The sequence below is a fragment of the Paenalcaligenes suwonensis genome, assembly GCF_011290505.1.
Lineage (GTDB): Bacteria > Pseudomonadota > Gammaproteobacteria > Burkholderiales > Burkholderiaceae_B > Paenalcaligenes > Paenalcaligenes suwonensis.
Map to the genome: position 1 here is coordinate 74,271 of NZ_JAANPV010000004.1, position 14,312 is coordinate 88,582.

At 51.1% G+C, this 14,312-nt stretch carries 16 protein-coding genes; 9 read left to right on the forward strand and 7 right to left on the reverse strand.

Annotated elements, in window-relative coordinates; translation table 11 throughout:
• Positions 1–2: 2 nt before the first annotated feature.
• Positions 3–965, forward strand: coding sequence for a tyrosine recombinase XerC (locus GY634_RS07420; RefSeq protein ID WP_166407919.1), 963 nt, complete (start codon positions 3–5; stop codon positions 963–965).
• Here the strand turns inward: GY634_RS07420 and GY634_RS07425 are convergent, their stop codons facing one another.
• Genes GY634_RS07425 through GY634_RS07435 form a run of 3 tightly spaced genes read right to left on the reverse strand, consistent with a single transcriptional unit; the run spans position 966 to position 3,577 of the window.
• A complete protein-coding gene (locus GY634_RS07425) occupies positions 966–1,967 on the reverse strand; it encodes a metal ABC transporter solute-binding protein, Zn/Mn family (RefSeq protein ID WP_242683641.1) in 1,002 nt (333 codons plus the stop codon).
• 42 nt (positions 1,968–2,009) lie between these two features.
• Positions 2,010–2,861, reverse strand: coding sequence for a metal ABC transporter permease (locus GY634_RS07430; RefSeq protein WP_166408123.1), 852 nt, complete (start codon positions 2,859–2,861; stop codon positions 2,010–2,012).
• Complete coding sequence (locus tag GY634_RS07435; RefSeq protein ID WP_166407920.1) at positions 2,861–3,577, reverse strand: metal ABC transporter ATP-binding protein; 717 nt, start codon at positions 3,575–3,577, stop codon at positions 2,861–2,863. Before GY634_RS07435 ends, GY634_RS07430 begins: the two co-directional genes overlap by 1 nt.
• Positions 3,578–3,828: 251 nt before the next feature.
• Between GY634_RS07435 and GY634_RS07440 the strand changes: the two genes are divergently transcribed.
• The 5 genes from GY634_RS07440 to hslU all read left to right on the forward strand — a co-directional run bounded on the left by GY634_RS07440 (position 3,829) and on the right by hslU (position 8,040).
• The gene (locus GY634_RS07440; RefSeq protein WP_166407921.1) at positions 3,829–4,299 is read left to right on the forward strand and encodes a Fur family transcriptional regulator; all 471 of its coding nucleotides are present in this window, start codon (positions 3,829–3,831) and stop codon (positions 4,297–4,299) included.
• Between the two features lie 154 nt (positions 4,300–4,453).
• Positions 4,454–5,524 carry a CobW family GTP-binding protein gene (locus GY634_RS07445; RefSeq protein WP_166407922.1) on the forward strand — a complete coding sequence of 357 codons (1,071 nt, stop codon included), beginning with the start codon at positions 4,454–4,456 and terminating at the stop codon, positions 5,522–5,524.
• 46 nt (positions 5,525–5,570) lie between these two features.
• Positions 5,571–6,014 carry an RNA polymerase-binding protein DksA gene (gene dksA / locus GY634_RS07450; protein ID WP_166407923.1) on the forward strand — a complete coding sequence of 148 codons (444 nt, stop codon included), beginning with the start codon at positions 5,571–5,573 and terminating at the stop codon, positions 6,012–6,014.
• A 140-nt stretch (positions 6,015–6,154) separates the two neighbouring features.
• The gene (gene hslV, locus GY634_RS07455) at positions 6,155–6,688 is read left to right on the forward strand and encodes an ATP-dependent protease subunit HslV (protein ID WP_166407924.1); all 534 of its coding nucleotides are present in this window, start codon (positions 6,155–6,157) and stop codon (positions 6,686–6,688) included.
• A 20-nt stretch (positions 6,689–6,708) separates the two neighbouring features.
• Positions 6,709–8,040 carry an ATP-dependent protease ATPase subunit HslU gene (gene hslU, locus GY634_RS07460; protein ID WP_166407925.1) on the forward strand — a complete coding sequence of 444 codons (1,332 nt, stop codon included), beginning with the start codon at positions 6,709–6,711 and terminating at the stop codon, positions 8,038–8,040.
• Positions 8,041–8,119: 79 nt separating this feature from the next.
• Here hslU and GY634_RS07465 read toward each other — a convergent pair whose 3' ends face one another.
• Positions 8,120–8,416, reverse strand: a complete 297-nt coding sequence (locus tag GY634_RS07465; protein ID WP_166407926.1) for a copper-binding protein — start codon at positions 8,414–8,416, stop codon at positions 8,120–8,122.
• A gap of 95 nt (positions 8,417–8,511) precedes the next feature.
• Here GY634_RS07465 and GY634_RS07470 point away from each other — a divergent pair, with 95 nt between their 5' ends.
• Positions 8,512–9,021, forward strand: a complete 510-nt coding sequence (locus GY634_RS07470) for a GNAT family N-acetyltransferase (RefSeq protein WP_166407927.1) — start codon at positions 8,512–8,514, stop codon at positions 9,019–9,021.
• Positions 9,022–9,026: 5 nt separating this feature from the next.
• Positions 9,027–9,578, forward strand: a complete 552-nt coding sequence (locus GY634_RS07475) for a cob(I)yrinic acid a,c-diamide adenosyltransferase (protein ID WP_166407928.1) — start codon at positions 9,027–9,029, stop codon at positions 9,576–9,578.
• On the opposite strand, the gene GY634_RS07480 is transcribed toward GY634_RS07475, so the two are convergent.
• From GY634_RS07480 to GY634_RS07485, 3 genes are all read right to left on the reverse strand, one after another.
• A complete protein-coding gene (locus tag GY634_RS07480; protein WP_166407929.1) occupies positions 9,573–10,430 on the reverse strand; it encodes an N-formylglutamate amidohydrolase in 858 nt (285 codons plus the stop codon). The two genes, GY634_RS07475 and GY634_RS07480, sit on opposite strands and share 6 nt — an antisense overlap.
• A gap of 138 nt (positions 10,431–10,568) precedes the next feature.
• Positions 10,569–10,694 (reverse strand): putative transporter small subunit, encoded by a 126-nt coding sequence (locus GY634_RS17220; protein ID WP_242683642.1) that lies wholly within the window; start codon positions 10,692–10,694, stop codon positions 10,569–10,571.
• 9 nt (positions 10,695–10,703) lie between these two features.
• Positions 10,704–12,398 (reverse strand): sodium:solute symporter family protein, encoded by a 1,695-nt coding sequence (locus GY634_RS07485; RefSeq protein WP_166407930.1) that lies wholly within the window; start codon positions 12,396–12,398, stop codon positions 10,704–10,706.
• 1,065 nt (positions 12,399–13,463) lie between these two features.
• Between GY634_RS07485 and GY634_RS07490 the strand changes: the two genes are divergently transcribed.
• A complete protein-coding gene (locus tag GY634_RS07490) occupies positions 13,464–14,294 on the forward strand; it encodes an O-antigen ligase family protein (protein ID WP_207625539.1) in 831 nt (276 codons plus the stop codon).
• The last annotated feature ends 18 nt before the right edge of the window (positions 14,295–14,312 follow it).

A 14,312-nucleotide genomic window follows, 5' to 3' on the forward strand; every position in this document is an offset into this window, starting at 1 on the left:
ACATGCCGGCAGCCGATGCGGCGTACGTGCCGTCCTGGTTGGACTACCTACGCTACGAGAGACGCTTATCTGCTCATAGCCTTGCTGCGTATGAGCACGACATACAGCACATACTGCCGTTATCCGAGCCCGTATCACCTAGCTCTATTACCCCTGCTCTTTTACGCCAGAAGTTAGCCGAGCTGCACGCTGGTGGCCTGCACCCGCGCAGCTTGCAACGTACCTTAGCCGCATGGCGTAATTTCTTTCATTGGTGGTGTGAACAACGGCCTGAGCACCCTAACCCCTGCTTAGAGCTTAAGGCCCCAAAAAGCCCACGCCCGCTACCCAGTTCATTATCAGTAGACCAAGCACAACAACTGCTTGATCACCAACCCGCGCAAAGCTTAAAGCATCTAAGCCCCATGCAGGTCCGTGATCAAGCCATGTTTGAACTGCTGTACTCCAGTGGCTTACGGTTAAGCGAATTGGTCAGCTTGGATACCCACTACGTCAAGCAAGCGGGGTATGAATCGTCTAGCTGGCTAAGTCTGCAAGACGCTGAGTTACAAGTACTGGGTAAAGGCAATAAGCGGCGCTCGTTACCCATAGGTAGTAAAGCCTTACATGCGGTGCAATGTTGGCTACAACAACGCAGCAGTGTACGTTGTAGCCCCACTGAGGATGCCGAAAACCACTACGCCTTATTTTTAGGGTCGCAAGGTAAACGCATACACCCGCGTATGGTACAAACCCGTTTACAGAAGTTATGCCTAGAAGCCGGGCTATCGTTAGATGTCAGCCCACATGCTTTGCGCCACAGCTTTGCCAGCCATATGCTGCAATCCGCGCAAGACTTACGCGCCGTGCAAGAACTGCTGGGACACAGCAATATCAGCACGACGCAAATCTACACTCGCTTAGACTTTCAGCATTTAGCGCAGGTGTACGATAACGCCCACCCACGCGCGCGCCGCAAACCCTAATTAAGGCAACAGAGCCTGCTCTACGGCACGCAAATTACTCTGCATCATGCCCAAGTACGTATCGGCTTCATGACCGGGCTCAGCCAGCGCATCGGTGTACAAGGTACCGCCCATCTTGGCCCCAGTTTCGCGAGCCAATTGCTTAGCCAACGCTGGGCTAGCCGCATTTTCCAGAAAAATAGCGCTGATGTGTTCAGCGCGCGCACGTTGCACTAAATTTGCCACGTCACGTGCAGACGGCTCTGCTTGGCTAGAAATACCTAAGAGCGGCACAAACTCAATGCCGTACTCATGCCCCAAGTAGGCCAATGCATCGTGCGACACCATGGCTTTACGACGCTCTGCCGGAATAGCCGCTAAACGCTGTTTGGCGTCCACATCCAACTGCTGCAGTTGCTCTATGTAACGCGCGGCATTTTCTTGGAAAACAGGCGCAGTCTCTGGCGCCACATCGCTTAGCGCATCGCGGATATTCTCCACATACACCACCGCGTTGCTTAGGCTTTGCCACGCGTGAGGGTCTTGCGGGCCGTGATCATGCCCTTCATGACCGTGGTCGTGGTCGTGGTCGTGGTCGTGGTCGTGGTCGTGGTCGTCAGTATGGTGATGAGCGTGCTCATCATTGTCCAGTGGCTGTATGCCTTTTGTCGCCTCGACTTGCTTACCTTTGTAGCCGGAAGATTGCACCAACCCTGCCAACCATGGCTCGAACTGCAAACCATTCACCACTAGCAATTTGGCTTCGGCCAGTTTACGTACATCACCCGGTCTGGGCTCAAACGCATGCGCATCAGCATTAGGGCCAATTAAGGTGTCCACCTCTACAGCGTCACCACCCACCACGCTTACCATGTCACCCAAAATAGAAAAGCTGGCAACTACCGGCACCGGTTTAGCCATTGCAGCAGACACTGCAACGCTAAGCGCCAGCGCGACTGCGCCTTGCGCCATATAGCGCCCAAAGGGTTGCAACCAGCGGCGTTGAGGTTCTGTAGTGTTCATGTGCTTTTCCTTTCTGATGATGAGTTGGCCCAAACAACCTTGTTACCGCAACCGTTGCAGCAACCCGCCCTGTGGACCACAGGCCAAAGATAGAAAATAGGTCAAACCAGCCACCAAGATAATGGCGGGTGACGCGGGCACGTTACCGTAATAGGAAAGCAGTAGCCCTACAAAACATTCGCCCATGCCTAACACGGCGGCCAAAACCATCTGACTACTGGCAGAGCGCGCCCAAAAACGAGCCGCTGTGGCAGGCAACATCATGATCCCCACGACCATCAAGGTGCCCAGCACTTGGAAGCCAGCCACTAGCACTACAACCAGCAGTACCAGAAACAGCATGTGCACCCACGAGCCAGATCGCCCTTCTGAGCGTAAAAACAAAGGGTCCAAACACTCCATCACCAACGGCCTATAAATAATGGCCAGTACCAACAACGCCACGCTAGAGGTACCGGTGACCAGCAATAAGGCTTCGTCATCCAACCCTAATACCGTGCCAAACAGCACGTGTATCAAATCCATATTTGAGCCTTTAAGGGAAACCAGCAGTACCCCTAGGCCCAACGACACCAAATAAAATGCGGCAAAACTGGCGTCTTCTCGTAGCGGCGTCAACCGCGACACCAACCCCGCCAACAGTGCCACCACTAGGCCGGTAATCACCCCGCCTAAGGCCATGGCCCCTACAGATAAACCCGATAACAAAAAGCCAGCCGCCACACCCGGCAAAATGGCATGCGCCATTGCGTCGCCCATCAAGCTCATGCGGCGCAATACCAAAAACACACCCAGCGGCCCAGCTGCCGCTGCCAACGCAAAGGAGCCCGCCAATGCCCGGCGCATAAAGCCAAATTCCACAAAGGGGGAAATTAATACTTCATACAACCACATCACAGGTAATCCCCCTCACACAGGTGACGAGCCATGTGCAGGTTTTCTGCCGTTAGCACGGTTTCGGTATCCCCCCACGCTACCAATTGCCCAGCGAGCAAAACAGTTTCAGGGAAATGTTGTCTGATCGTGTGTAAATCATGTAGCACCACAATGACGGTACGCCCTTGCTGATGCCAGCGGTGCAGCAGCACCAGCAAATCGTCTGTGGTGGCTTTATCCACCGCAGAGAATGGTTCATCCAATAAAAGAATGGGAGCATCGTGCATGATGAGTCGCGCAAACAAGACGCGCTGCATCTGTCCACCCGATAACGTACTAATGGCCCGCTCTGAAAAACCCTGCAATCCCACTTGGCATAACGCATCGTATACACGTTGATGTTCAGACTCATCCAAACCACGCCACGCACCAGTACGACGCCATGCCCCCATGGCCACCAAGTCATACACGCTAATGGGAAAACTGCGGTCTAACTCGCCAAACTGGGGTAAAAATGCCAGGCGTTGTGGCGAGTCAATGGTAATGCGGCCTTTTAACGGGCTAAGTTGCCCCGCCAAACCTTTCAATAAGGTAGATTTACCCGCACCATTTGGTCCTGCCAAGGCATACAAACCACCTTGCATAAACTGACCACTGACATCCCGTACTGCCACTTTATCGCGCCAGCCTAACGACACCTGATCCAAACTGATTACCATCTTTGGAGTTGCCATTATGCTAACCACCCCAAGGCCCACGCACTCAGTAACCACAAGCCCGCAACGACCGGCACGACGCGCAAACAGCGCTGCCAAGCGGAGCGTAACAGTACCGTGCCTCTATAGTTTTTTTTCCCCATTCCTGAATCGGAATGTGCTGCGGTTCTACTGTGATGCATGACTTACTGGTAAGATCGGTAGATTGAATTATCTTTCAGATACGTTATGTTATAACATATCCAACTTTTTGTGTCTCTGAATTTACTATGCCTGTGCATGTTCTGACTCCCCAAGCCCTAGATGCACAACTGCAAACAGCTGAAAAACTCTGTCAGCAGCGGGGTAAACGTTTAACCCCCATCAGAAAGCAGGTACTGGAATTGCTGCTCAAGCAACAGCGCAGCCTCAAAGCCTATGAACTGCTGGATTTGTTTAGGCAGGATCAGCCCGGTGCGGCCCCTCCCACGGTGTATCGCGCGCTCGAGTTTCTGACGGAAGAAGGGTTAATCCACCGTTTGGATGCCGTCAATGCGTGGACGGCCTGTGTGGATGCCAATGGTCACCCTCATGACTTATTGATTGTTTGCACCAAGTGCGGTGCGGTCGCCGAACTGTGCGCACCACAACTAAGCGCCCAATTGGCAGAATGCGTAGCCAAAGCTGGTTTTGCCCTCGCCACACAAGAAACTGAGTTGCAAGCATTGTGCAAAAACTGTCAACAAAGCTTATGTAGCTAAATATTCCTACCTTTTACCGATGGCTTCTCGCGCATAAAACGTATATATTGCTTTATTTCTCGCCGTGCGAGTCGGGGATTTGCCCTGAACGCAAGGCTGTGCTGTAATCTGCAAGTTATTTTCTTGCCGTCCCAGTTTCTGTTTGATACCAACCATGAATGCAACCAACGCTTCTATGATCCCAGTAACCATTCTGACCGGCTTTCTTGGCGCAGGTAAAACCACCTTGCTCAAGCGCATACTGTCTGAACAGCATGGGCAACGCATCGCCGTGATCGAGAACGAGTTCGGGCCTGAAAACATCGACAACGAACTTCTGATCCAAGATGGCGACGAAGAAATTGTTGAGCTCAGCAATGGTTGCGTGTGTTGTACCGTACGTGGCGACTTAATGCGCGCATTGGGCGACCTGTATCAGCGTCGTGCCAGTGGCAGCGTCCATTTTGATCGCGTCATCATCGAAACCACCGGCATGGCCAACCCAGGCCCTGTTTGCCAAACGTTTTTTGTTGATGATAATGTTGCCGCCCACTACCGTTTAGATGCCATCATCACGGTAGTCGATGCCAAACACGGTATGGAAACGCTGGATCAGCAATCTGAATCACAACAACAAATCGGCTTTGCCGACCGTATTCTGATTTCCAAGAAAGACTTGGTGTCAGAAGAAGAATTCCAAGCATTGCGTAACCGCATTGTGAAGATCAACCCCCGTGCCAGCATTTCATCGGTGCACTTCGGTGAAGCCGATATCAACGAATTGCTGGATTTGGGTGGTTTCAATCTGGATGCCATCTTAGATATCAACCCAGATTTCCTCAAAGACGAGGACGAACACCACCATCATCATGAACATCACCATGAACACGAGCATGGTGAACACTGCGGTACCGATTGTGGTCATGACCACCACCACGCGCCGCATCAAGATGAAATTGGTGCCTTTGTGTTCCGTTCACGCAAAGCTTTTGATCCGGAACGCCTGGAAGACTTCCTGGGCGGTATCACCCAGGTTTTTGGTCCGGATCTGTTGCGGTACAAGGGTATCCTCTACCTCAAAGGCGTTAATCGCCGCATGTTGTTCCAGGGGGTACACATGATGATGGGGGTTGAACCCGGGAAACCGTGGGCAGCCAAAGAAAAACCTGAAAGTAAAATCGTTTTCATCGGACGTAAACTGCCTCAGGAGATTTTTACGCAAGGGCTGGAAAACTGCTTGGTCTAACGACCTCGCTCTCCCTTCTGCCCCACTACGTTAGAGAGAGAAAATCATGGCAAACAAATCGAATGTCAGCAATCACCCCACCAAGCTGCTAAGCGTTGAAGAGTTATTGGCCATGCCGGACAGCAACTACATGAACGACGCTCAACTGGCTTTTTTCAAAAGCCGGTTGCGTGAGCTGGAGCAGGAAATTTTGGCTAACGCTGGTGCCACTACTGAAAACCTGCGTGAAACACAGTTCGTGCCTGACCCTGCAGACCGGGCCACTATCGAAGAAGAACATGCACTGGAACTGCGTACCCGTGACCGTGAGCGTAAGCTGCTCAAGAAAGTACAACAATCCATTGCCTTGATTGATGCTGGCGAATACGGCTGGTGTGAGGAAACAGGTGAACCCATCGGGTTGCAACGCCTGCTCGCTCGCCCAACAGCCACCTTGTCCTTAGAAGCCCAAGAGCGTCGTGAAAAGCGCCAGAAGCTCTACGGCGACTAATAGCCACTGTCACAGACTGCCCAGATCTGTACCCTGTGCCACGCTAGCTTCGGCTACCGTGGCACAGTTATTTCTGACTACCTGCTCTTGAATTCCTAACATCTACCCCCATCTGCCAGCTAAGAACAGTAAGGAATGTTATGGAACAATTTCACGCCACTACCATTATTGCCGTACGCCGCGGCGAGGACGTTGCCATTGGCGGCGACGGCCAAGTCACCCTAGGCAATATCGTTATTAAAGCGACGGCACGTAAGATCCGTAAGCTTTATAGAAATTCTGTACTGGCTGGCTTTGCCGGTGCAACAGCAGATGCTTTCACCCTGCTGGAACTGTTCGAAGCCAAGCTAGAAAAACACCAAGGTCACTTGATGCGCGCCGCGGTAGAACTGACTCGCGACTGGCGCACGGACCGTGCCTTACGCCGCCTAGAAGCGATGCTAATTGTTGCCGACAAAGAGCACACCTTAGTGCTGACCGGTAACGGTGACGTACTGGAACCCGAGCACGGCATTGCAGCCATCGGCTCTGGTGGTTCTTACGCCCACTCAGCAGGCTTGGCACTGGTACAAAACACCGACATGGCCCCTGCCGATATCGTCAAAAAATCCTTGGAAATCGCCGGCGATCTGTGCATCTACACCAACGGCAACCACGTTATAGAAACGCTCTGACTTTCAAAGGCTGTATCATCATGTCCGCTACATCCATGACACCCGGAGAAATTGTCTCCGAGCTAGACAAACATATTGTTGGCCAAAATCGTGCCAAACGTTCTGTGGCTGTTGCTCTGCGTAATCGCTGGCGTCGTCAGCAGGTTCCCGAGCCTCTCAACCACGAAATCACCCCTAAAAACATCCTGATGATTGGGCCCACCGGCGTCGGTAAAACCGAAATCGCCCGTCGTTTGGCCAAGCTTGCCAACGCGCCTTTCATCAAAGTGGAAGCCACTAAATTTACCGAAGTAGGTTATGTAGGCCGCGACGTAGAAACCATCATTCGTGATTTGGTGGATGCCTCGGTTAAGCAAACCCGCGAATTGGAAATGCGCCGCGTACGCAGCAAAGCGGAAGAATCAGCTGAAGACCGTATCTTGGACGCCTTGGTTCCTCCTGCTCGCGACAGCTACGGCCAACCCGAGCGCGAAGAAAGTGGCACACGCCAGACGTTCCGCAAACGCCTGCGTGAAGGCAAAATGGATGACACCGAGATTGAAATTGACGTGGCACAAGTGATGCCACAGATGGAAATCATGGCGCCTCCCGGCATGGAAGAAATGACGGAGCAACTGCGTGGCATGTTTGCCGGCATGGGCCGTGACAAAACCAAGAAGCGCAAACTCAAAGTCAAAGAAGCATTTAAGCTGCTGGTAGATGAAGAAGCGGCCAAACACATCAACGAAGAAGAACTACGTGCTGCGGCTGTTCTGAATGCAGAACAAAATGGCATTGTATTCTTGGACGAAATCGACAAGATCACCTCCCGCGAAGGCAACACCAGCGGTGAAGTATCCCGTCAAGGTGTGCAGCGTGACTTACTGCCTCTGGTAGAAGGCACCACCGTCAACACCAAGTACGGTGTAGTGCGTACGGATCACATTTTGTTTATTGCTTCCGGCGCTTTCCACTTGTCACGCCCTTCGGACCTGATCCCAGAACTGCAAGGTCGTTTCCCTATTCGTGTGGAACTGGACTCGCTGACAGCCGACGACTTCGTGTGCATTTTGTCCGATACCGACGCCTCGCTGACTAAGCAATACACAGCATTGTTGGCAACGGAAAACGTTCATCTGGACTTCACACCAGAAGGTATTCGTCGCTTGGCTGAGCTGGCTTTTGAAGTTAACGAGCGTACCGAAAACATCGGCGCACGACGTTTGTACACCGTGATGGAAAAACTGCTGGATGATCTATCCTACGAAGCAGGTTCCAAAGCAGAGCAAACCGTTGTGATCGATGCGGCATATGTAGATGCCCAACTGCAAGAAGCCGTCACGCACCAAGATTTGGCGCGCTACGTGCTATAAGCTGCACTGGTGTCTGTCACAAAAATAGCCGCCCTAGGGCGGCTATTTTTATCTGTCTTGTATGAAATAGGTGTGCGATCTATTTTTGGATACTCAGCACCACGTATTCATCATTCTGACGTATGGCCACAAAGCGCACTTTATCGCCTGGTTTCAAGTCGGCCAATAAGGCTGGGTCGATGCGATACACCAAGGTCATCGCGGGCAACCGCAACACATCTATTTCACCGTGCTTTAATGTGATTTTTCCAGCACCCGGATCAACTCGACGCACTTCTCCTGAGGCTCTGGCCTCTTGGGCCACACTCACACTAGAGAACAACGTCATGAATACAATCGCTAGTAAAGCACTTAGCTTACGCAAAGTTCGCAGCATCGTTTACACTCCTTGACGGCATGATGCATTATTGTAGCAGTCAGTTTTGACTACGCCGTATACGCTTACTTTTTGAATTATCGCACACAGTCCGTATGTCACACCCACTTTCCGCTGGCTATATTTTACGCGAAGCCACCATCGCAGACATTCCCCAAATCCATCAGTTAATGACGGAAATGGCGACCTTTGAAAAACTGCTGGACACTTTCCAGGCCACTGAACAAACCTTACTCGACAACATTTTCACCCAGCCTGCTGCTGTGAACTGTTTAGTAATTTGCCATCAGGACGCCCCCGAAAAACTGGTGTCCTACATCATGTGGTTTCACAACTATTCTTCTTTCCGTGCCAAGCGCGGTTTATATCTGGAAGACATTTATATTGCGCCAGAGCATCGCCGTTTGGGCTTAGGCCAACAAGTGCTGCAATACCTTGCTCGTAAAGCACTGGAGCTAGATTGTGCCCGTTTTGAATGGGTAGTGCTGGACTGGAATCAAAGTGCTATAGAGTTTTACGAACACCTAGGGGCCTCGGTATTGCCTGATTGGCGTATTGTGCGCATTGAAGGCAATGCACTGACAACCTTAGCCCAAGTGAGCTAATCACAATGAGCGACAGACTGTCTTCTATTACCACCCGCACCGGCGACCAAGGCGAAACCAGCTTAGGCGATGGGCAGCGTGTGCCTAAGAACAGTCTGCGCATTCATGCTCTGGGTGAGGTGGATGAGCTAAATAGTCTCATTGGCGTGTGGCGCTGCGAGGCTCTGCCAGCCTCTATAGATACACTGCTTTCTCATATACAGCACCATTTGTTTGATATGGGTGCGGAGCTTTGCATTCCCGGCCACGAAGCCATGCGAGACGAGCAATTGGCTGAGCTGGATGATGCCATTCAAACACTGAATGCACCGCTGCCGCCGCTAAAAGAGTTCATTTTGCCCGGTGGTAGCCGTGCCGCAGCACTCGCCCACCAAACCCGTACCGTGGCTCGCCGTGCTGAACGCAGCATTGTCGCCTTGCTGCAATTTGATGCGGTACGCCCCTTAGTCCAACAGTATTTAAATAGACTGTCGGATCTGTGTTTTATTTTGGCACGATGCTTAAACCAACATGCCGGCCAGCCCGATGTACTGTGGCAACCTCGCGCGCAATCATGATGCGCAACTGCGCACATAACTCGCCAACTGTTTGCTCACCATAGCCAAATCTGCCTGCAACGCCTCAAAACCTGAATGTTTGCGGTGGTGACGTTCGTCCATATACAGCGCTCTATTCACCTCTATCTGCAAGCTATGACGGTTTTGCTCCGGTTTACCCACCTGCTTCACAATCGCTGCCCCCGAATACGGATGATTACGCACCACCCGGTACCCCGCCGCCCTTAATAAGTGCTCAACCGTAGCGACAAAATCGGCGCTGCAACTGGTACCTAACCTATCGCCTAGTACAAAGTCTGGCACCGTACTGGTAGTGAATAACGCTTTCACACCAGAAGGCATAGAGTGCAAGTTCAAATGCCACACTCCCCCAAACCGCCTATGCAAATGACGCACTTGCTGCCCTAACCAGTCATGGTAGGGCCTGTACACCAATGCTAACCGTGCTTGTACCTCGGCCACACTTAAGAGCCGGTCGTATAGAGCTACCGAACCCAAGTTTTTCCATAGCAAACCATGCCCTAGCTGCGTTTTCTCGGAAGGCTCTACGAGCCCTGGCCACGGTGATGCTAGCATCTGTGGGTCTAAATCAGTTTCTTGACGATTAAGATCCACATAACTTCTGCTCACACGCGCCGCTAATAGCCCAGCCCCTTCCGTAGGCAAAGCAGACCATAGCTGGTCTACGAAGGCGTCTTCGGCTCGACGCAAAACCCGCAACGGTGCACGGCTGTGAAAATCCAACGGATACACATGACCGCTATGCGGCGAGTCAGCCAATAGTGGTACCTGTAATGCCCTATCCGGCGCATGCCAATCAAATGGCAGCCGGTGACTGTGAACATCCTGCATGGTCTCTCTCCAACTTCTTCTTATTGCTGCACGATCTCACACCGTAATACGGCATCTTCTTTGTAACATACGCCCATGCAAAACGGGCCATGCACCGTGCAGGTACATGGCCCGTAAACGTTGCGTGTTGCTACGCGTTTAGATCATCTCTTTACCATCACGCTTGGCTGCTCGCCAATCACGCACTAATGCGCCAACCAATAAGGCCAACACGCCAGCCGACAGTACCGGCCAGATCAATATATAGGTCACGATCCAATTCATAGTGGCTCCTTAAAGTTGTGGCTTAGGTGTTAACGCAGGCTGCTTGGTAGATGGCTTCACCATTTTTTCTTGCTCTGCATGGAAAGCACGCACACGATGAGACAGCACGGAGAAGTCAAAACGCTCATTACTACGCAAACTCATCAGCGTACACACGATGGCGCTCGCCCCATATGAAGTCAGTGAACCCAATAGCACGGTGTAATCACGCCAGAAGCCTACGCCGTAATAGATCAATACGACGGTAACCACTGCACCTACTGCTAAAGCAAGATTGCGGCCAAAGAAAGCAAAGGTCATCAAACCTAGCACCACCCCACCACCTACAGAAGCCACTAACTCAAAGAACACAGCGACCACTCCGGTCATGGGAATTAGCTCAAAACGCACCAATAAGAACATGGTGACCGCACAAGCTACCGAGGTCGTAAATGCGGTGTTCGTAACGCGGTTCCAGAAGAAACTACTAATTACTGGGAATACAATCGCCCCCCACAGCGCACCCACAAACACCAGCATCACCAAGATGTCTAAGCGCAGGCTGGCAAACACCACACCACACATCGTGGCCACAATCATGGTTAGTCGCCCCCACAACAGCATACGACGTGGGTCTGGTTTACCTTTAGCGATGTTCTTACCGTAGATATCGGTCATCACAATGGCCGACAACGCGCATAAGTCAGCATCCGCGGTGGACGACAATGAACCAATCACCAAAATAAAAAACAGAGCAATACCAAAGGGAGGTAGATAGGCTGACGCCATTTGCGGGATGATGTTATTCATATCACCGTCGATGGGCTGCAACCCAGTAAACAGCGCGAGCAGACCCAAGATCCCCAGACCAATCACCACTACCCCATAACCTACCGTAGCAGTAAGAAAGGTAGGTTTAATTAAGTCTTGGCGTACGGCAAATAAACGCTGCGCAATGGTTTGGTTACCAATGGCATAAGCCAACACGGCAATAAAGTACGGTGCCCCTTGTTCCAAAATCGCCGTAGTGGAAAAGAAATCGGCCTGTTCGCTGCTTAGACGCCAAAAATTATCAGCAATCAGATCTGGACCACCGGCATTGAAAAAGATCAGAGGAATAATGATCACAGCCGCCAGAATCATCGCGACCAACTGTGCGAAGTCAGTGAGTACGGATGCGCGGAACCCCGACCACAAGGTATAGGACAGTACGCCTAAACCCGCAATTAATACCCCTTGAATAAAACTTAACGGGCTAAGCATGGATACTAATGCCCCAGCTGCTGTGAAGTTCACCATTAAGCTAATACAGCTACCAATAATATTGGACACTGCCATGATCATCTGGCTGGACCTGCCATGACGGGCATACACCACTTCCGCTAAGGTATGCGCCTCGGGAGCCAACTCACGGAATCGCCGTCCAAAAGGGAAGATGAACAAAATCATCAATGCGCCCCAGAATCCATAATGTATGGGACCGGACAGCCCATACTTATATCCCGAGGTGGCGCTAGCGTAAAACGAGGCTGCCCAAATCCACGTGGCAATCATACTGGCGGCTGACAGACCAAACCCTACGGCACTGTTAGACACCATATAACCGTCAACGTTTTCTTCCTTCTTACTGATGAGTAATGAGAGTAGGAATGTCAGTAAGTAGAAACCCAGCAATAATAAAATAGCCGAGGTTGCAGACAGCTGAAAAAACTCTGTTTCTTGCATGCTTTTATAGTTTCCTTAATGTTATTTCAACAAAAAGGCTTTACTGGCAGCAGACGTCGGAAAGCCTACGCCAGTAAAACCAGCGCGCACCAGCCGAAACACCAATAACCGGAAATAAACGCAACAAGGCATCCCAAGGAAATTTAGGATACACAGACACAAAGGGTGCCTAAGGGGCGTGAGAGCCTTAAGGAAGGCCACACGGGCCCCGACGCAGACTGCAAAAGCAGTTGAATGGTTGCCACAACCGTTTCGGACGGGCATAGGTGTGTCGGCTTACAAGCCGGGTCACTGTATAGCGACCTAAGACAAGGTTACCGATTGTCGAGCCTCCAACCTCTTGACCGGTAACACATACGTGCTAATTGCAGCCGTTCTGACTGAATCCCGGTCATTATAGCCACGATACCCCTTAGCATCAAATTCGCATAAACCCGTAAAGCTGCGACTATCCCCAAATCGCCATGGGCAGTAAAATCAGCGCTCAGCTACAGGCTAGAAGCTACTCATCGCCGCTGTATACACACCTTTTGCGATCACTAGCCCTTCTTTACTAAACATTTATTGCAAAAATAATATTTTGTTACACGGTGCACCCTGTGTATTTCCGTAATACTCCGTTAATAAAATACTAGATCCACACTGCAGTTTTTAACGCTTATCCATAACATGCCTGCCTCTTCTCTCTTACCCTCTCTATACACTAGCGTAGCCGTTTTCTTGCTAGGTGCAATCGCCCTAGTAATTCCCTCAGGCTATTCTGTTGGTGCTGCGTTATTGTTGTTAGGTGGACTGTACTGTCTAGCCACTCGCCAGAAACCGCAACTCACCAAAAATGATTGGTTGGTGCTTGCCACACTTTCTCTCTATGGGTTGATGGGAATACTAGAAGCTGCTGTCTATCAGTACTCCTCACGGACCTATGATTTACCGAGCCGCTTTTTAGCAGCTGCTATCGCGTTAATGCTAGTAATAAAGTACCCTCCACGCCTATCTTGGCTATGGGCAGGACTAGCCACAGGGGGCATCCTAGCGGGTAGCTGGGCTGGCTACCAAAAGCTCATTTTGAACATTGAAAGAGCTGGAGGTTTTACCCATGTCATTCAGTTCGGCAATATCTCCATGCTGACAGGCTTATTCTGTTTGGCAGGTATCGCGTGGGCCTGCACTCGCCCAAACAAACTGGGCTGGATAGTCTGGCTAGCTTTGGGAGCTCTGGGCGGCATTGCTGGCTCTTTATTTTCGGGGAGTCGTGGAGGTTGGATTGGCTTACCACTGATTGCACTGGTGTTTTTCCGTGTTTACCACCAGTATTTCTCCTTACGCCTAAAAACTTTGCTACCTATCGCTTTAGTAGTACTTGCTGCCATTATCTATAGTCTTCCACAATTTGGTGTGCAACAACGTGTACAAGAAGCCATCCAGAACGTTACACTCTACTCCCAAGGAACCAGCACCACGTCTCTTGGCGCCCGCTTTGAAATGTGGAAGGGCGCCAGCCAGCTCTTTATAGAAAAGCCTTTTTTCGGCTGGGGCAAAGAACAATATAAACCCGCTATGACCGCCCTTGCCGAACAGGGGAAAGCCCATCCCGTTGTAAAACTATTTGATCACCCTCATAACGAACTTCTGAACAACGCCGCAAAGCAAGGGGTTGTGGGCATACTTGCATTACTTTTCCTTTATTTCGTCCCCTTGCGACTCTTTGCCCCAGGCTTACGTGCCGAATCCCTGACACAGCGCTCCTTAGCCACTGCGGGCTTTCTTTTGCCCGTTGCCTACATAGATTTCGGCTTATCCCAAGCTTTTTTCACTCACAATAGCGGTGTAATGGTGTACGCTTTTTGGCTAGTTGTGCTGTGGGGCAGCTATAGGTTTTACTCTACACAGAAATAAATTGTTAAGAAATATCAA